This is a genomic window from Agromyces sp. NPDC056389 (assembly GCF_042262385.1).
Taxonomy (GTDB): domain Bacteria; phylum Actinomycetota; class Actinomycetes; order Actinomycetales; family Microbacteriaceae; genus Agromyces.
Genome location: NZ_JBHJPN010000002.1, coordinates 448595 through 467184 on the forward strand (window position 1 = coordinate 448595; position 18590 = coordinate 467184).

The 18590-nt window shown below is 71.9% G+C and carries 14 protein-coding genes; 7 read left to right on the forward strand and 7 right to left on the reverse strand.

All coding sequences use genetic code 11. The annotated features are described in order from the left end of the window. Window positions 1–267: 267 nt before the first annotated feature. Together ACFCVM_RS15015 and nudC are read right to left on the reverse strand one after the other, a co-directional pair. Window positions 268–2082, reverse strand: coding sequence for an ATP-dependent helicase (locus tag ACFCVM_RS15015; RefSeq protein WP_375837337.1), 1815 nt, complete (start codon window positions 2080–2082; stop codon window positions 268–270). After that, window positions 2067–3017, reverse strand: a complete 951-nt coding sequence (nudC, locus tag ACFCVM_RS15020; protein ID WP_375837338.1) for an NAD(+) diphosphatase — start codon at window positions 3015–3017, stop codon at window positions 2067–2069. Before nudC ends, ACFCVM_RS15015 begins: the two co-directional genes overlap by 16 nt. Before the next feature lie 93 nt (window positions 3018–3110). Here nudC and ACFCVM_RS15025 point away from each other — a divergent pair, with 93 nt between their 5' ends. Then, window positions 3111–4376: a phosphotransferase gene (locus ACFCVM_RS15025; protein WP_375837339.1), complete on the forward strand. Its 1266-nt coding sequence runs from the start codon at window positions 3111–3113 to the stop codon at window positions 4374–4376. Here ACFCVM_RS15025 and ACFCVM_RS15030 read toward each other — a convergent pair. Together ACFCVM_RS15030 and ACFCVM_RS15035 are read right to left on the reverse strand one after the other, a co-directional pair. Continuing rightward, on the reverse strand, window positions 4304–7591 hold the full coding sequence (locus ACFCVM_RS15030; RefSeq protein ID WP_375837341.1) for a UvrD-helicase domain-containing protein: 3288 nt from the start codon (window positions 7589–7591) through the stop codon (window positions 4304–4306). The genes ACFCVM_RS15025 and ACFCVM_RS15030 overlap by 73 nt on opposite strands. Next, entirely contained in the window at window positions 7588–10695 is a 3108-nt protein-coding gene (locus ACFCVM_RS15035; protein WP_375837342.1) for a PD-(D/E)XK nuclease family protein, read from the reverse strand. Before ACFCVM_RS15035 ends, ACFCVM_RS15030 begins: the two co-directional genes overlap by 4 nt. 93 nt (window positions 10696–10788) lie before the next feature. On the opposite strand from ACFCVM_RS15035, the gene ACFCVM_RS15040 reads away from it, so the two are divergent. Next, a complete protein-coding gene (locus ACFCVM_RS15040; protein ID WP_056014418.1) occupies window positions 10789–11013 on the forward strand; it encodes a DUF3107 domain-containing protein in 225 nt (74 codons plus the stop codon). 1 nt (window position 11014) lies between these two features. Then, entirely contained in the window at window positions 11015–11320 is a 306-nt protein-coding gene (locus ACFCVM_RS15045; protein ID WP_375837343.1) for a hypothetical protein, read from the forward strand. 110 nt (window positions 11321–11430) lie between these two features. Here ACFCVM_RS15045 and ACFCVM_RS15050 read toward each other — a convergent pair whose 3' ends face one another. Further along, window positions 11431–12147, reverse strand: a complete 717-nt coding sequence (locus ACFCVM_RS15050) for a ferritin-like fold-containing protein (RefSeq protein WP_375837344.1) — start codon at window positions 12145–12147, stop codon at window positions 11431–11433. 193 nt (window positions 12148–12340) lie between these two features. Here ACFCVM_RS15050 and ACFCVM_RS15055 point away from each other — a divergent pair, with 193 nt between their 5' ends. Further along, entirely contained in the window at window positions 12341–13924 is a 1584-nt protein-coding gene (locus ACFCVM_RS15055) for a DEAD/DEAH box helicase (protein ID WP_375837345.1), read from the forward strand. Between the two features lie 72 nt (window positions 13925–13996). Here the strand turns inward: ACFCVM_RS15055 and ACFCVM_RS15060 are convergent, their stop codons facing one another. Next, window positions 13997–14470, reverse strand: coding sequence for a hypothetical protein (locus ACFCVM_RS15060; protein ID WP_375837347.1), 474 nt, complete (start codon window positions 14468–14470; stop codon window positions 13997–13999). Window positions 14471–14496: 26 nt separating this feature from the next. On the opposite strand from ACFCVM_RS15060, the gene ACFCVM_RS15065 reads away from it, so the two are divergent. Further along, window positions 14497–15003: a MarR family winged helix-turn-helix transcriptional regulator gene (locus ACFCVM_RS15065; RefSeq protein WP_375837348.1), complete on the forward strand. Its 507-nt coding sequence runs from the start codon at window positions 14497–14499 to the stop codon at window positions 15001–15003. Window positions 15004–15047: 44 nt separating this feature from the next. On the opposite strand, the gene ACFCVM_RS15070 is transcribed toward ACFCVM_RS15065, so the two are convergent. Next, on the reverse strand, window positions 15048–15917 hold the full coding sequence (locus ACFCVM_RS15070; protein ID WP_375837349.1) for a PHP domain-containing protein: 870 nt from the start codon (window positions 15915–15917) through the stop codon (window positions 15048–15050). A 53-nt stretch (window positions 15918–15970) separates the two neighbouring features. Between ACFCVM_RS15070 and ACFCVM_RS15075 the strand changes: the two genes are divergently transcribed. Continuing rightward, window positions 15971–16990 (forward strand): endonuclease/exonuclease/phosphatase family protein, encoded by a 1020-nt coding sequence (locus ACFCVM_RS15075; protein WP_375837350.1) that lies wholly within the window; start codon window positions 15971–15973, stop codon window positions 16988–16990. Window positions 16991–17016: 26 nt separating this feature from the next. Continuing rightward, the gene (locus ACFCVM_RS15080) at window positions 17017–18588 is read left to right on the forward strand and encodes an aminopeptidase P family protein (RefSeq protein ID WP_375837352.1); all 1572 of its coding nucleotides are present in this window, start codon (window positions 17017–17019) and stop codon (window positions 18586–18588) included. Window positions 18589–18590: the final 2 nt, after the last annotated feature.

The following is an 18590-nucleotide window of genomic DNA, read 5'->3' on the forward strand; positions in this document are numbered from 1 at the left end:
CGGATGTGCCGCACCTCGCGGTCGTGTTCGACGACGAGGGCACGCGCGTCGGCCCGCTCATCGAACCCGGCGACGGGCCGTGCCTGCGCTGCCTCGAGCTGACACGGCGCGATGGCGACCCCGCCTGGCCGGTGATCGCCGCCCAGCTCGCGGGTCGCCCGGCGGCGAGCTGCACGCCGAGGGCTGTGCACGACGCCGCCGCTCTCGTGGCGGCACTCGTCGACGACCGCCTCACCCAGTCGTGCAACCCCCTGCGCGGCGCCTCGATCAGGCTCGGCCGTCGGGGCGCGATCGCGCCGCCGAACCGGCACCCGTGGCACCCCGAGTGCGGGTGCCGAGCTCCTGCAGGAAGCGCGACGGCTCCCGTTCGCCTCGATAGCCGCCGCCCTGACGCGGCCAGCTCAGCTCGAGGCGCCGCCGTGCCCGCGTGATGCCGACGTAGAGCAGTCGCCGCTCCTCGTCGATCGCGTCGAAGCTCTTCGCGTACGCGATCGGGAGCATGCCCTCGGTGAGCCCCACGATGTGGACCTGGTCCCATTCGAGGCCCTTGGCCGAGTGCATGGTCGCGAGCGTCACGGCGGCGACCGTCGGCTCGTGCTGCGCCTCGGCCCTGGCGCGCAACTCGTCGGCGAACATGCGGAACGTCGTCCCGGGAGGTGCGTCGTCGACGAGGCGGGCGATCGCGTTCAGCGACTCCCAGCGCGCACGCACGGCACCGGGGCCGTCGGGCGCCTGTGCGCTCCACCCGAGCGCGCGCAGCACGTCGCTGACCGACTTGAAGAGCGGTTCGCCCGCGACCGTGAGTGCTGCGGCGCGCAGGGCGTGCACCGCCTCTCGCACCTCGGGCTGATCGAAGAAGCGCGAGGCGCCGCGCACGCGCGAGGCCACTCCGACCTCGTCGAGCGCCCGCTCGAGGATCGCCGTCTGCGAGTTGACGCGCATCAGCACCGCGATGGACTCGGGCGCGGCGCCGGCGTCGATGCTCGCGCGGATCCGGGTCGCGACGCCGCGCGCCTCGGCCAGATCGTCGGCGTACTCGGTGATCGAGGGCTCGGCGTTCGGCTTCGGCATGCCCGGCGACTTCGTCGCGACCTGCGACGCCGGCGCCGCGGCATCCGCGTCGGGCTGCGCGGTGACCGCCGCCAGCCGGAGGGCGCCCGCGCGACCCCGCATGAGCCGGTTGGCCGTGTCGACGATCTCGGTCGTCGAACGGTAGTTGCGCTCGAGCCGCACGACCGTCGCACCCTCGTACCGGCGCTCGAAGTCGAGCAGGTAGTCGGCGCTCGCGCCGGCGAACGAGTAGATGGTCTGGCTGGCGTCGCCCACGACGCAGAGGTCGCGACGACCGCCGAGCCAGAGGTCGAGCAGTTGCTGCTGGGCGGGCGAGACGTCTTGATACTCGTCGACGATGAAGTGCCGGTAGCTCTCGCGCACGTGCATGGCGACGGATGCCTCGGACTCGATCATGCCGGCCATGGCGAGCAGCACGTCCTCGAAGTCGAGCATTCGCCGCTCGTCCTTCAGCGACTCGTAGGCGTCGACGACCGAGAGGAACTGCTCGGCGGTGAGGTTGCCCGGTGCACCGCGCGTGGCGAGGCGCGTGGCGTAGCTCTCGGGACCCGCGCCCGAGACCTTGCGCCACTCGATCTCGGCCGCGACATCGCGCAGGGTCGCCGTGTCGACCCGCACGCGGGCGCGTTCGGCGGCCTGGCCGAGCAGGCGGCCCTTGAACTCGAGCACCCGCGGCGCTCCGCCGCCGACGACGATCGGCCAGAAATGATTGAGCTGTGCGAGCGCTGCCGCGTGGAACGTGCGCGCCTGCACGGCGCCCGCGCCGAGCGCCCTGAGCCGCGCCCGCAGCTCGGCAGCCGACCGCGACGTGAAGGTGAGCGCCATCACCCGCGCGGGATCGTACGTGCCCGACGCCACCCCGTACGCGATGCGGTGGGTGATTGCGCGGGTCTTGCCGGTGCCCGCGCCCGCGAGCACGCAGACCGGTCCGAGCAGCGCCTCGGCGGCGACGCGCTGCTCGTCGTCGAGCGCGTCGAGCAGGGGGTCGGAGGCGGTCACGACGTCGACCATGCGAGACCGGCCCCCTCGGCGTCGAGTGGGCCGCCGTACCAGCGCTCGAGCAGCCACCGCGCGATCGAGATGCCGCCCGGCAGGCCGATCTCGGCCTGCGCCGCCACGATCTCGTCGCGCGAGAACCAGCGGAGTTCGAGGATCTCCTCACCGTCGGGCACCGCTGATGCCGGCGACGCCGTGGCCGCGATGCGAGCCGTGAATCCGAGCATGAGACTCGCGGGGAACGGCCACGGCTGCGACGCGACGTACTCGACCCGGTCGACGAGGACCCCCGCCTCTTCCTCGATCTCACGCACGACGGCGGCCTCGAGCGCCTCGCCCGGCTCGACGAATCCTGCAAGCAGCGAGTAGCGGTGCTGCGCCCAGAGTGCGTTCGATCCGAGCAGCACGCGGTCGTCGTCGTCGGTGACGAGCACGATGACGGCGGGGTCGGTGCGTGGAAAGTGCAAGCTGTCGTCGACGGTGCAACGGCGCGCCCACCCTGCTTGCACGGGAACCGTCGCGGCACCGCAGCGCGGGCAGTGTCCGTGACGCTCGTGCCAGTTCGCGAGTGCGACGGCCTCGACGAGGAGGCTCGCGTCGCGATCGCCCAGTACGGCCGCCGCCTCGCGGAGCCCCTGCCACCTGGCGGCTTCGGGCTCGATCGCCGCCGCGGCTTCGGCATCGAAGACCCGCAGTTCGAAGCGGGAGCCGTCGGCCCGACCGAGGTAGCAGCGCAGCACCGGATCGGGCAGCCCCTGCGGGTGCGTCAGCTGCAGCGCCGGGGCCGAGCCGTCGATGCGCTCGGCGATCAACGCCTGGCCCCGGTGCACCGCGACGACGCGCGTCTCGGGGTCGGCGTCGAGCGACGTCTCGAGCTCGGGATCGGCGCGCGACGCGGCATCCCGGTCGATCGTCGAACGCGCGAACACCGGCGATGTCGGATCGTTCACGTACCACCCCTCGATGCCCGGGTCGGAGTCGGAGTCGGCCGGAAGGCGTGGCGGTCGCCCGCAGCCGCGAGTTGCCTGCTTAAGCTGAATGCCATGGCCAGACCTCCTCTCACTCTAGCCGCGTTGGCCACGGCGGCGGTGCCCGGACTCGAGGTGCGAGCCGTGCGTGCGCACTCCCGCAAGAGCCATGGCGCCTTCGACGCGGTACTGCTGCGCAGCACCGACGACCGCATGCTCGTGCTGCGCGTACCCCGCTCCCAGGCCGCCGAATCCGAGCAGTCCGCCGATCTGGTGTCGCTGCGCGCGCTCACCCCCGGCATCCGCTCCCGCCTGCCGTTCGCCATGCCCGAGTTCGTCGGCCAGGCACCCGTCGACGGCACCCGGGCCGTCGTCACGACCTTCGTTCCCGGCGCCGTGCGCTCCGCCGACGAGCTCACCGAACACGACGGCATCGCTACCTCGGTCGGCCTCGCCCTCGCCGCGGTGCACGCGCTGCCGACCGGGTTCATCGCTGACGCCGGGCTTCCCCGCCAGACCGCCGACGAGTCGCACGACGCCGTCGTCGACCTCATCGACCGTGCCGCCGACACCGGCCACCTGCCCGCAGCGCTGCTCCGGCGCTGGGAGGAGGCGACTGACGACGCCGCGCTCTGGCGGTTCCGCCCGACCGTCGTCAACGGCGCACTCGCCGCCGACTCGTTGCTCGTCGACGGCGATGCCGTGACCGGTCTGGTCGGCTGGTCGGCGCTCGCTCAGGGCGATCCCGCCCGCGACCTGCACTGGCTGCTCACCTCGCGCGGTGCGGCGGCCGAGCGCGCGCTCGACGCCTATTTCGGTGCGCGGTCCGGCGAGGCCGACGGCCACCTGCCGCAGCGCGCGCTGCTCTACGGCGAGCTCGAACTCGCGCGGTGGCTGCTGCACGGCGTCGAGGTGCGCGACGACGCGATCATCGCCGACGCGGTCGGACTGCTCGACGGGCTCGTCGAGAGCGTGCACGACCGCTCGAGCGAGCCGCTCTCCCCCGAGACCGGGCCCATCCTCACGGTGGGCGACGTCGAGCGCCTGCTCGATGAGACACCGCGCGACGGCCTGCCGCGCGAGGCCGGGGCGAGCCTGCTCACCGACAGCTACGACTTCTCCGAGCTCGAACGCCGTGAGGCGGGCGAACGCGACGCGGCGCCGTTCGATGCGACCGCGCCGATCCCGCTCGACCTCTCGGACTGGGGCGACGCATCACCCGCACCCGCGGAGACGGCCGAGGGTCAGCGCGATGCCGCAGCTGGAGCTCAGCGCGACGCCGCCGCCGGTTCGGATGCCGCCACCGACGCCCAGGCGCGCCGCAACGCCGCCTCGTCGTAGATCGCGTCGGGTCTGATGACCTGGTCGTCTTCGACGAAGTAGAAGACGGCGTCGATCGTGTCGGGCTCGACGCCCGCCCAGTTCGCGTATGCGAGCCGGTAGAGCGCGAGTTGCGTCTGCTTCAGTTCGAGGTCGCGCGCGTCGCGCGGAGCCTTGCCGGTCTTCCAGTCCACCACCTGGTGTCGGATGCCGCGTCGCCCGAGTTCGCTCGACGGCTCGACGTCGAACACGGCATCGAGCTTGCAGACGAAGACGTTGTCGCCGATCGGCAGGTGCAGCTCGATCTCGACGGCCGAGGGTTTGCGGCCGCCCCACTCCGATGCCTCGAAGGTGGTCTGCAACGCCCGCAGCCGCTCGGCGGTGGGGTCGGCGACCCGCTCGTCGAGCGGGATGTCGAGCTCGGCGTACGCCTCGAGGCCGTCGAGCGCGTCGATGGCGGCGGCCTCGAGCTCGCCGGTCGAGCGCTGCTCGACCCATTGGTGGAACAGGGTGCCGATGCGCGTCGCCCGATAGGGCCGCTGCGGCATCGGTCGGCGCAGCTGCGCGGCGACCGCCGCCGGGTCGTCGACGTAGTCCTTGAATCGCGACGCCGGGACGCGCACGGGCACCTCGGCTGTGGCCGGCCCTTCGGCACGACGGCGGCGCTCCTCGAGCAGCAGTCGGATGCGGTCGGCGAGCACGGGCCCAATACCCTCACCACTCGGTCGTGCGGCAGCGGCTCGCACGGCGTCGGCCGCCGCGGTGACCGCGTGGTGGCGCACGCCGAGCGGGTCGAGCGGCCAGCGCACGCGTTCGGCCCCGCCTGCCCGTGGGTTCTCGTCGTGCTCGGAGGCTCCGGGCAGCACGCCGGCCTCGAGCACTCCAGCGGCCACGAGTTCGCGCAGGAACGGGCTCGGCTTGCGTGAGGCCTTCTGGCTCGCCCACCACGATCCCGTCAGCAGCAGGTCGCTGCGCGTGCGGGTGAGCGCCACGTAGGCGAGGCGCCGCTCCTCTTCGGCATGCCGCAGCTTGTTCTCTTCGGCGAAGTCGCCGACCGCACGGTCGAAGTCGGCCTGGCTCTGCACGCCCCGCCACTGCAGTTCGGGCAGCTCGTCGGCATCGCCCTTGAACTCGTTGGGCAATTCGCCGAACGAGAGCCAGCCCTTCGATGAGCGCGGCTTCGACGGCACTTCGTCGTCGACCATGCGCGGGATCGCCACGACGTCCCACTCGAGCCCCTTCGATCCGTGGATCGAGAGCACCTGCACGGCACCGGGCTCGGGCTCGTCTTGGCGGGGTGCGAGCCGGTCGCGCTGCTCGGCCTCGGTGAGCCAGCCGAGGAAGGCGCCGAGCGTGGCGTGCTCCGAGACCTCGGCGAAGCCTGCGAGCAGCTCATCGAACGCCTCGAGGCTCGGCGCCCCGAGTGGCTGGCCGGAGTTCGCGGCGACCTCGATGTCGAGCAGCAGCTCTTGCTGCACGAGGCTGACGAAGTCGACGAGCCCGAGTCCGGCCCGGCGGCGCAGCGACTGCAGCTGCGCGCCGGCACGCCGCATGCGGGCGAGGCCAACCTCGCTGAACGCGGCGAGCGCCGAGTGGGAGTCGGGAGCGACGAGCAGGAAGTCGAGGGCGTCGACGATCGAGGGCGACTCGTCGGGTGCGATCGACGCGCGGAGCCCTGCGCGGACCTCGTCGCCGAGGCGCCGCGTCGACAGGTCGCGATCGGCGAGCCACTTCGCGAGCGAGTGGAGTGCCGCAAGGTCGGCCGGGCCGATGCGCCAACGCGCGCCGCCGAGCACCCGCACGAGTTCGGAGCCTGCCGTGGGATCGTTCAGCACGCGCAGCACGCACACCAGGTCGGCGATGACGGGTTGGTCGAGCAGACCCGCCATGCCGAGCACATGCACGGGAACGCCGTGGGCACGCAGCGCCGCGGTGAAGATGCCGACGTTCGCGAACGTGCGGCAGAGGAGCGCCCCGCTTCGGGCACCCGATTCGGGCGCTGCACCGCGACCCGACCGGCCCAGGCGCTCGGCGAACCACGAGGCCACGAGGTCGGCCTCCTGCTCGATCGTCTCCGCCCACGCCGCCTCGAGCCTCCCAGCCTGCGCGAACGGCGATGCTCCGAGCGGCGCCTTCGGAATTCCGGCATCGAGCGGAAGGATCAGCGTGTTGGCCCCTTCGAGCACGATCTTCGGGTTGCGCCAGCTCGTCGAGAGGTCGTAGACGGCGGCCTCGCCCCCGGGCGCGAAGTCACGGCCGAAGCGCGCGAGGTTCGCAGCACTCGCGCCGCGCCATCCGTAGATCGACTGGTCGGGGTCGCCCACCGCCATGACCGACTGTTCGCCGAACAGTGCCGAGAGCAGCCGCGTCTGCACGACGCTCGTGTCTTGATATTCGTCGAGCAGCACGGTGCGGTAGCGCTCGCGGTGGGCAGCGACGACCTCGGGATGCCGCTCGCAGATCGCGAGGGCGAGGGCGACCTGGTCGGAGAACTCGACGAAGCCCTGCTGCTGCTTCGCCTCGGCGTACGCGTCGGCGAGTTCGAGCAGCGGCGGCAATGCCCCCACGATGCCCAGGGCGTCGACGAACGACGCGAAGTCGGTGCGCTTGCGCGGCGCCTCGATGGGCAGCCCCTCCATCGCGAGGAAGTCGCGGGTCATCGCTCGAACGTCGCGGCTGTCGGCGACGTTCTCGGCGAGCGCGCGGCTCAGCGAGAGCACGGCGCCGGTGACCTTGTCGAGCGAAGCGTCGAGTTCGACGAGCCTCGGGTCGGCCGAGGCCGCGACGACCGAGCGTGCGAGCTGCCAGGCGGATGCCTCGCCGAGCACCGCCGCGTCGGGTTCACGCCCGATGAGCATCGCGTGCTCGCGGTAGATGGCGCTCGCGAAGGCGTTGTACGTGCCGACCGACGCGGACTCGAGCGGGTCGAGCGAGACATCGGCGATGCCGAGCGAGACGAGCTGGGCGATGCGCTCGCGGATGCGCTCGGCGAGTTCACCGGCGGCCTTGCGCGTGAACGTCAACCCGAGCACCTCGGGCACGGCGACGTGCCCGTTCGCGAGCAGCCAGACCACGCGGTTGGCCATCGTCTCGGTCTTGCCGCTGCCGGCCCCCGCGACGACGATGCTCTGGCCGCGCGGGTCGGCCTCGATCACGGCGCGCTGTTCGGCGGTCGGCGCGTGCAGGCCGAGCCGCGCGGCGATGTCGGCGGCGGCGAGGCCCGCTGCGGCCGTCATGCCGACACCGCCGGCACGAGGTGCACGCGGTACTGCCAGCCGCCGAATCTCGAGCGGTATCCGAGCTCGGCCGGGCCGTCGAACTCGCTGCCCGACATGGTGCGGGCGACATCGCCGAGCCGCGCGCGGAATTCGGCCTCGGCCTCGTCGTCGAACGGCTGCTGGGCGCGTTCGGTGAAGGCGTTGCCGCGCGTGGGCTTGGCGAGGTACACGAGCTTCGCGCCGCCGAGCGTGCCGCTGTTCGGCACCTCCCCGGCCCGCGCCGCGAGCTGGTATGCGGCGAGCTGCGGGTGGGCGGCTGTCTCGGCGGCCGACGGCGGCGTGCGACCGGTCTTCAGGTCGACGATGACCGTGGTGCCGTCGGCCGAGGCCTCGACGCGGTCGATCGTGCCCGAGATGCGCACCCGATCGACGATGAGTGTGAAACGCCCCTCTGCGCCGAGCAGCACCTTGCCATCGTCGACGAAATTCGCGAGATAGTCGGAGGCCCCCTCGGCCATGCGCCGTGCGCCGCGACGCTCGCGCTCGGCCACCCAGCCGGCCTCGAAGCGCAGCTCGCGCCAACGCTCTTCGACGGCGGCCCACAGCGTCTCGATGCTCGTGTCGCCGTCGTCGCGGGCGCCCGCCTCTTCGACGACGGCGTGCACGATTGTGCCGATCGAGGCGGCGAGGCCCGACGGCGGCGACGCGACGTGGTCGATGAACCAGCCGAGCGGCGACTCCTCTGCCCGGTCGATCTGCGACGGCGAGACCGAGACGAGCGCCTCGGGGTCGCCCTCGAGGTCGACGAGCGGCGCCGTGGTCGACGGCTCGGCGAGCCCGTACCACTCGTCGGGGTGCGCGCCGGGCACGCCCTGCTCGGCGAGCAGGGCGAGTGCCGCGGGGGCCTCGCCGCCGCCCGAACTCGTCGCCTCCTCGCGCAGGGCGCCGACGAGTCCGCGCAGGTGCAGCGGGCGACGACGGGCGGTCTTGATGCGCTCGCTCGCGTAGCCCATCAGCATCGAGGGCTGCTCGTCGTCGTTGGCGGTGCAGCTCAGCACGAGCTGCCGGCTCGCCCGTGAGGCCGCGAGCACGAAGAGCCTGAGCTCGTCGCCGCGCACCGACGTTCGCGCCTCGGCGACCGTCTCGGGCGCAGGGAGCGGCGCTCCGGCACGGGCCGCCGCGACGACGCGCGGCAGGAGCGCGGCGTGCAGCAGGGTGCCGCGGGGGCGGAGGTTCGGCCAGACGCCGTCTTGCAGGCCCGCGATCACGACGACCTCGAACTCGCGGCCGATGACGGCGGGCGGGGTGGTCACGACGACGGTCTCGGCCGAGCGCTGCGGCGCGAGCGAGTCTTCGGGCAGCTCGCTCGCGAGCACCTCGTCGACGAACCGCACGGCCGGCGCATCGGGCTCGCGCTCGACGAAGCGCTGCGCTGCGGCGAACAGGGCCACGGCCGCGTCGAGTGCGCGGTTCGCCTCTTCGGCCAGCACGCCCGTGGCCGCGGCCTGCGCCGACCACTCGGCGGCGAGTCCGCTGCCCTCCCAGATCGACCAGAGCACCTCTTCGATCGTGCCGCCGCGCAGCGCGACGCCGCGCGCAGTCGCGAGCAGCTTCGCGAGTCGGGCCGCACGACGAGTCGGCGCTGCATCGATGGTCTCGAACCCACCCGGGGCGCCGAGCGCCTCGACGAGCAGTTCGTCGGCCGTGCGCGCGCCCTCGTTCGCGAGTTCCTCGTGTCTCAGAGCGAGCCGGAGTCGGCGCAGGCCCACGCTGTCGAGCCGGCCGATCGGACCGGTGAGCACGGTCACCGCGAGCTCGGGCGTGAGCGGTTCGCGATCGAGCACGAGCGAAGCGGCCGCGAGCAACGCAGCAGCGGCCGGAGCGTCGCGCAGCGCGGTGCGCGCCGCGTTGCCGGCGGTCGGGACGTCGGCGAGCGCGAGCCCGCGCTCGAAGGCCGGCACGTCGCCGCCCGAGCGCAGCACGACGGCCATCGACGACCATGGCACGCCGTCGAGCAGGTGGCGCTCGCGCAGCACGGCGGCGACGGCCTGGCATTCGGCGGCGTGCGACGGCGCCTCGATGCCGAGCACGGCGGCGAGGCGGTCGCTCTCGGCGTCGGCCGGCTCCTCGCGCACGGCCGAACGGTGCGTGCCGCCGAGCGCGGTGCCGATGTGGCCGCTGACCGACTGCACGATCGACCGCAGCTCGGGGCGGCCCCGGTGCACGACGGGCAATTCGACGCGCTGCACGGCGCCGGTGCCGAGCACCGAGCCGAGCGAGCCGAGCAGTTCGGCGCGCCCGCCGCGGAATCCGTTGGAGGCGACGTCGGGGTCGCCGAGCGCGATCACCGTGACGCCGCGGGCCGCGAATGCGCCGAGCAGCGCGGCCGTCGACTCGGTCGCCTCCTGCGCGTCGTCGACGACGATGAGGCGTACGCGTGCGAGCAGGCCGAGAGCCGCCTCGGCCGAGGCATCCGTCGTGCTGCGCCGCACGATCGCGGCAGCGAACGCGCCGAGTTCCGACGAGTCGTACTGGTCGGGGCGGAGCTGCGCCTTCACTTCGTCGTACTCCTCGAGGAAGGCGGCCGCCGCGACCCACTCGGGTCGACCGGTGCGCTCGCCGAGCGCGGCGAGGGTGGGCGCGTCGACCCCGTGCTCGACGGCGCGCATGAGCAGGTCGCGGAGCTCCGAACGGAAGCCGCGCAGCACTCGCACCTCGGGCGTCAGCGGGTCGGGCCAGACGGGGCCGAATCCATCGCGGATGCCGCCGTCGAGCAGCTCGCCGATGATCTGGTCGTGCTCCGCCCCGGTGAGCAGCGTCACCGGTGCTCCGGTGAACGCGCGCACCAGCTGGAAGGCCAGCGAGTTCGCCGTGCGGGCCAGCGGGCCCCGCGTGGTGACACCGAGCCGCACCGCGAGCCGGTCGCGCAGCGCGGTGGCCGCGACTCGTGTCGCCGAGAGCACGAGCACCTCGTCGGTGGCCTGCCCGAGGCGCTCGATGCGGTCGGCGACGAGCTCGATCGCGAACGTCGTCTTGCCGCTGCCCGGGGCCCCGAAGACCGCCACGTGCTCGTCTGCCGCGAGCCTCGAAACGGGGGCGTCGGATGTCGCGGTGACCTGCATGTGGGCAACGCTAACGGGTTCCGCCGACAGTGAACCTGCACCGGCCCCGCGAGCCGGTGTCGTAGGGTTGGCGCAAGAGCAGAAAGGCGTACCGTGGACGTTCGTATCGGCATTCAGAACTCCCCCCGTGAACTCGGTTTCGAGACTTCGCAGTCAGCTGCGGAGGTCGAGCAGGCGGTCGCCGCGGCCCTCGCCGGCCAGTCGCCGCTGCTGACGCTCACCGACGACAAGGGCACCCGCTACGTCGTGCCCTCGGCCGCACTCGCCTACGTCGAGATCGGTTCAGAGGAGTCGCGTCGCGTCGGATTCGTCGCCTGACATGGAGCTCATCTTCGTCGTCGTGGGCGGCGCCATCCTGGGTCTCGCGACCCAGTTCGTGGTGCCGCTCCGGCACCTCCGCGGCGTGGCCGTGGGCTCGGCGATCGGCGCAGGCGTCGCCGCCGTCGTGTGGGTCGCACTGACCTGGCTCGGCTGGCCGTGGGACGGCGGATGGATCTGGGTCGCGGCCCTCGTCGCCTCGGCACTCGTGCCGGCGGCGGTGCTGTACCTCATCTCGCCGCGCCGTGAGCACGCGGATGCCGCGCTCTTCGAGCGCCTCTCCCGCCCCGGTGTCGTCCGCGCCTGACGCGAAACGCGCCGGGCGCGAAACGCACCGGCGCGCCGATCGGCCGTGAAGCGCGCTTGCGCGCCGTCATCCGTGGGTCGATCGCGCTCAGCCCCTGAAGGCGAGCCCGCTCAGGCCGTGAGGCCGAGCGCGTCCATGCGGCGTGTATGCGCGGCGATGAGCTCGGTGAAGACCGGCTCGACATCGGCACCGCGATCATTCGAGTCCGACGCGCGGAGCGCAGATCGAGCGATCAGCAGGGTGTCGCCCACGAGGCTGCGGCCCCACAGGGCGAGCCGATCGGCGAGGCCGGGTTCGGCCGCGATCGCGGCGAACAGTTCGTCGTGCAGCACGCCGGCCGATGCCTCGTCTTCGGCGAGGATCGCGCGCACCCGCGTCGCGAGTTCGCGGGGCAGGCCGGCCGCAAGCCGTGAGAAGTAGTCGTCGAGCATGCCCGCGGTGACGTGGATGCCGAGCAGCAACTCGTACCAGTCCGCGCCCGCACTCGCCTGACGGAACCGCTCCGCTGCCGGCGCGAACGGCGCCATGACCTCGACGGGCTCGACGTCGAGTCGACGCAGCTCGGCGATCAGCGCATGATGCTGGCGCAGCGCACCGCCTGCTGCACGGCTCAGCCCCTCTTTCGCCGACAGCGTCGGCGCGGTCGCGACGGAGCGCGCGAGGGATTCGAAGAACTCGAGCTGGATGTACGCGGCCTGCCCGAGGAACGGCACCGGCTCGGGCACGAGTTCCGTGAAATCGACCTTCTCGAGCTCCTTCGAAGCGCCCCGGGGGCGCAGTCGAGGCAGCTCGGGGCGCGGGAGGCGCCGATTCGACCAGAGGACCACAGCAGACAGCTTACCGACGGGTGCAGTGCGACTCGGATCCGGAAGGCCACGCAGACGGCCCATCCGAGGCGTTCAGGGAGTCTCGGATAGGGTAGAGGGTGCATGCGGGCGATGGATCCGCAGCCGTGCGCCTGGGGTTGAGAACGGGGCGCGCATCCGACCGCCACCTCGAGCAACACGAACAGGCAGACTTTTGACCACATTCACCGACCTCGGCATCGCGTCCGACATCGTCGACGCCCTCGCCGGGAAGGGCATCATCGATGCCTTCCCCATCCAGGAACAGACCATCCCCCTCGCCCTCTCGGGCCAGGACATCATCGGCCAGGCCAAGACCGGCACGGGCAAGACCTTCGGGTTCGGCCTGCCGATCATCCAGCGACTCGGCGACGACCCCGAGCCCGGCGTCAAGGCGCTCGTCGTCGTGCCGACCCGCGAGCTCTGCGTTCAGGTCACCGAAGACCTCGAGCTCGCGACATCCAATCGCCCGACCAAGATCGTGTCGATCTACGGCGGCAAGGCCTACGAAGGCCAGATCGAGCAGCTCAAGGCCGGCGCGCAGATCGTCGTCGGCACCCCCGGGCGCCTCCTCGACCTCGCGTCGCAGCGCCTCCTCTCACTGAAGAACGTTCAGGAGATGGTGCTCGACGAGGCCGACAAGATGCTCGACCTCGGCTTCCTGGCCGACATCGAGAAGCTCATGGCCCAGACGCCGGCGACCCGCCACACGATGCTGTTCTCGGCCACCATGCCGGGCCCGATCGTCGCGCTCGCGCGCCGCTTCATGGTGCGCCCCATCCACATCCGCGCGACCGACCCCGACGAGGGCCTCACGCAGGCGAACATCAAGCACCTCGTCTACCGGGCGCACTCGCTCGACAAAGACGAGGTCATCTCGCGCATCCTCCAGGCCGAGGGTCGCGGCAAGACCGTGATCTTCACGCGCACGAAGCGCGCGGCGGCCAAGCTCGTCGAAGAGCTCAACGACCGCGGGTTCAACGCCGCAGCGGTGCACGGCGACCTGAACCAGGACCAGCGCGAGCGCGCCATGGCCGCGTTCAAGGCCGGCAAGAAAGACGTGCTCATCGCCACGGATGTCGCCGCGCGCGGCATCGACGTCGACGACGTGACCCACGTCATCAACCACACCATCCCCGACGACGACAAGGCGTACCTGCACCGCGTGGGCCGCACGGGCCGCGCCGGCAAGACCGGTATCGCCGTGACGTTCGTCGACTGGGACGACCTGCACAAGTGGGCGCTCATCAACCGCGCCCTCGAATTCGGCCAGCCCGAGCCGACCGAGACGTACTCGTCGAGCCCGCACCTCTTCACCGACCTCGACATCCCGGCCGGCACCAAGGGCCGTCTCAAGCCGTCGTCCGCGGTCGCCGCGCCGACGCGCTCGGCCACGGCCGGTCGCAGCGAGGGCCGCTCCGGCGGTCGCTCAGAGGGTCGCTCCGGCGGTCGCTCCGAGGGCGGTTCCGAGCGAGCGGATGCCGGCGCGGAGCGCGCCCCGCGCACCCGCAGCCGCAACCGCACGCGCGGCGGCAAGCCCGCGGGTGAGACCACTGGTGTTGCTCCCGAGTCCGCGTCGACCGAGGCCGCCGGAGCGCCCGCGGCTCACGCTGCTCCCGCCGAAGCCGTCGCCGTCAAGGAGCCCGGCACGGGCACGCACGACGGCAAGGGCCACGAGCACCACGACGGCAACGCCGCTCCCCCGCGTCGCCGCCGTCGCCGCGGCCCGCGCACCGGTGGCACCACGCCCCAGGCGTAACCTGCACTGACGTTTCAGCGCCCGCTCGGCTTCGGCCGGGCGGGCGCTGTGCGTCTCGGACGCGTGTCTCTCTTAGAACGCGTGCGTCGGCGTCGACGATTCGGTTCGCGCGCTGTCTTCAGGCGCGAGCTGGTCGGTCTCGGCCGCAGGGGCCGGCCGATACCTCCACGCCCACGCGGCCAGACCGGCAGCGAGCAGGATCACGATCACGGCCAGGGGAACGTGCAGGGCGGTCAGGGAACGGAACCCGGCGAACGCCAGCAGGGACATGAGCGCGAGCAGGGCGACCGTGGCCCAGATCGGCCAGCTCGGCGCTTGGCCGAGGCGTCGCGCGAGGATCGCTGCGACGATGCTGACGATCAACGCGATGCCAGCCACCGTCGCCATCTCGCGATGCAGCGCGAACGCCGACGGCTGCCCGCCCATGAACAGACCGGCGAGCACCGACTGTCCGAACATGAGGATCGCGGTCACCGTCAGCGAGATCCGCAGGAACCGCATCGGCCACCGGCGGGGTTCGCGAGCTGCGTCATTGAGTGAGGACATGATCGGAGCCTAGTGAATAGATCCAAATGGATCAATTGCAACTGGATCGAATTTGCGAGAATCGAACCATGAGCGATGACAGCGGGCAAGCCTCGATCGAGGTGGGGTTGCTGCTCCACCAGGTCTACACATTGGCGACGCAACGACTGAACGACGCGCTACTGCCGCTGAACCTTGCCAGCCGGCACGTCACGGTGATGTTCCTGATCCGGGATGGCGTGCAGACCCAGCGCGACCTCGTCGCGCGACTGAACACCGACAAGACCGGCATGGTCCGAGTGATCGACGACCTCGAACGGCTCGGCTACGTGACTCGAACGCCCTCGACACAGGACCGCCGGGTCACGATCCTCGCGCTGACGAGCGAGGGCGACGAGGCCCTGCGGAATGCGCAGCAGCACACCAAGCGCGTGTCAGCAGAACTCTTCCACGCCGTCAGCCCGCAGGAACTCGGCATGCTGAAGTCGATCCTCGAGCGCACATTGGCCCCGAGCTCCGCACGTCAACCAGTCGAAGGCCCCGCCCCGACCTGATCAGCGCCGCCCGCCACCGTGCTGCCTTCGAGAATTCCCGCCCGCTACGGCAGTACCGGCGACGAGCCACGCCCCTCGGCGATGATGGCCTCGACGACCTCGGGTGCGGTGCGGCACTCGCCGAGCCGGTTCGGCTTGCCGGTGCCGTGATAGTCGCTCGAGCCGGTGATGCGCAGCCCGAAGCGCGAGGCGAGCGCGCGCAATCGCGGCTTCGCGTCTTCACGGTTCTCGGGGTGGTCGATCTCGAGCCCGAAGAGGCCGGCCTCGACGAGCTGCTCAAGCCGTTCGGGCGGGATGACCCGCTCGGCGCCGCGCGTGCCGGGGTGCGCGAGCACCGGCACCCCGCCGGCTTCGCGGATGAGTCGCACCCCCGTGAGCGGATCGGGCGCGTAGTGCGGCCGCGCGTAGCCGGCGCGAGGGTGCAGGATGCCGTCGAACGCCGCCGAGCGCGTCGCGACGTGGCCTCGGGCCACGAGGGCGTCGGCGATGTGCGGCCGGCCGATCGTCGTGCCCTCGACGGTCTGGGCGAGCACGTCGTCCCATGTGAGGGCGTAGTCGCGGCCGATGCTGCGCACGATCGCCTCGGCGCGGGTGAGCCGCGATTCGCGGATCTGCGCCGTCTCGGCGATGAGCGCCTCGTCGAGCGGGTCGATCAGGTAGGCCAGCATGTGCACGCTCGTGTAGCCCTCGCGGGTCGAGAGCTCCATGCCGGGAATCAGCGCGACGCCCGTCTCGGGCACGGCCGCGGCCGCTTCGGCCCATCCGCTCGTCGAGTCGTGGTCGGTGAGCGCGACGCCCCAGAGACCGGCGCGCGCGGCCTGCCGCATGAGCTCCGCCGGCGCCTCGGTGCCGTCGGAGACCGTCGAGTGCGTGTGCAGGTCGGCTTCGCCCGCGACGACGGTGGCTTCTGGCATCCTGCAATGCTATCCGGGGCGCGCCACGAGCCACCTCGCCTAGGGTTGGTTGAATGCTCCCCCGCATCCTCGGCTGGGCCATCGTGCTCGGCACCGCCGCCGTCGCGCTCGTGCTCGTGTGGCCGCAGGCCTTCGGCCTGCAGAACCAGTGGGTGGCCGCGCACGTCGTCGCCCTGCGCGGCACCGCGGCTGCTGCCGGCGTCGTGGCCCTCGTCCTCTTCCTCCTGCTCGCCCTCGCACGACCCCTCCGAGTCTTCGCGTTCGCGATGGCCGCCGTGTTCGCGCTCTTCGCCGTGGGCAACGTGGCCGTGCTGACCGCCCGCGGGTTCGGGGCATCCACCGCCGAGTCGGGTCCCGACTCCGTGACGGTGCTCTCCTGGAACACCCTCGGCGAGGTGCCGGAGGCGTCGACCATCGCCGATCTCGCGATCGAGCGGGGTGCCGATGTCGTGGTGCTGCCCGAGACCACCGAACCGCTCGGCGAGGAGGTCGCGATCGCGATGCGCGAGGGCGGCAGCCCAATGTGGGTGCACACGGCCGCGTACGACGACATCGCGAAGGCACGCTCGACGACCATCCTGATCAGCCCCGACCTCGGCGATTACGACGTCGTCTCGCCCGAGGTGCCCGGCCCGCCCGGCAACACGAACACCCTGCCGAGCGTCGTGGCCGAGCCGTCCGACGGCGTCGGCCCTCGCATCATCGCCGTGCACGCGGTCGCCCCCATCCGCTGGGAGCTGCGCAACTGGCGCAGCGACCTCGACTGGCTGGCCGAGCAGTGCGTCGGCGACGACGTCATCATGGCGGGCGACTTCAACGCGACGGTCGATCACTTCGCCGGTCACGGCACCGACGGCGGCGACATGGGTAATTGCGCGGATGCCGCGGTGCAGGCCGGCGCCGCAGGCCTCGGCACCTGGCCGACCGATGTGCCGCCGTTCTTCGGCAGCCCGATCGACCACGTGATGGCGACCCCGAACTGGAGCGTCGAGGCGTTCGAGGTGCTCGACGGATACGACGACGCCGGCAGCGATCACCGACCGATCGTGTCCACACTCGTCGAGGCCGACTGACAGGCGACGGTGCGAGAATGGTTCGCATGGCCAACACCAGCGACACCTCCACGACCGAGACCACGGGTTCCGTGACGACCGCGAGCGAGGAGGGCGGCCGCAACGCGAACCGTTCGACGACGCCCGGCTCCGAGGGCTTCAAGAACTTCATCGGCAGCGGCTGGGCTGAGCGCGACGAGGCGCTGCCCCAGGCGCGCGAGCAAGCGTCGTTCGCCGCTGCACGCCGTGCGAAGGTCTCGGCCGCCTACCTCGGCCAGCGACTCATCGTGCCCGCGGGCGACATGAAGCAGCGCGCCAACGACACCGACTACCCGTTCCGCGCGCACTCGGCATTCGCGCACCTGACCGGCTGGGGTTCCGACTCGGAGCCGGGCGCCGTGCTCGTCTTCGAGCCGACGACCGATGGCCACGAGACCACCGTCTACTTCCGCGAGCGCGCGGGCCGCGACTCCGAGGAGTTCTACGCGAACCCCGCGATCGGCGAGTTCTGGATCGGCGCGCGTCCGTCGCTCGTGCATGTCGCCGCCGACCTCGACCTCGCGACCCGCGGCCTCGAGGAGTTCGACCGGGTCATCGACGCCGTCGACACGGCGACCCTCGTGCTGCGCGAGGCCGATGCATCCGTCACCGAGCGCGTCGATCACGCCCGCATCCGCTTCGCGGCCGAGCAGGCGCTGTCGACGAACGCCTCCGACGCTCCGTTCTCGCTCGAGGTCGGCGGCTCGCACGAGCCCGACGCCGAGCTCGCCCGCGTGCTCTCCGAACTGCGCCTCGTGAAGGACGCATTCGAGATCGCCGAGATGCGCGCGGCGATCGACGCGACGCAGCGCGGCTTCACCGAGGTCATCGGCGAGCTGCCCCGCATCACCGCCGAGGTGCGCGGCGAGCGCGTCATCGAGGGCGTCTTCGCGACTCGTGCCCGCCTCGACGGCAACGATGTCGGCTACGACTCGATCGCCGCCGCCGGCCCGCACGCCACGATCCTGCACTGGACCCGCAACGACGGCCCCGTCGTGCCCGGCGACCTCGTGCTGCTCGACGCCGGCGTCGAGATGGACAGCTACTACACCGCCGACATCACCCGCACCTTCCCGGTGAACGGCACGTTCTCCGACGTGCAGCGCAAGATCTACGAGGCCGTGCGCGAGGCCGCCGACGCCGCGTTCGCGATCGTGAAGCCCGGCATCGTGTTCCGCGAGGTGCACGCCGCGGCGATGCAGGTCATCGCCCGGAAGACCGCCGAGTGGGGCTTCCTGCCCGTTTCGGCTGAAGAGTCGCTCGAGCCCGACAACCAGTTCCACCGTCGCTACATGGTGCACGGCACGAGCCATCACCTCGGCCTCGACGTGCACGACTGCGCGCAGGCGCGACGCGACATGTACATGGACGGCGTGCTCGAGGCCGGCATGGTCTTCACGATCGAGCCGGGCCTCTACTTCCAGCCCGACGACCTCACCGTGCCCGAGGAGTTCCGCGGCATCGGCGTGCGCATCGAAGACGACATCCTCGTCACCGCCGACGGCGCCGAGAACCTCTCGGCCGGCATCCCCCGCACGGCCGACGAGGTCGAGGCGTGGGTGCGCGGCAGCACTCGGTGATC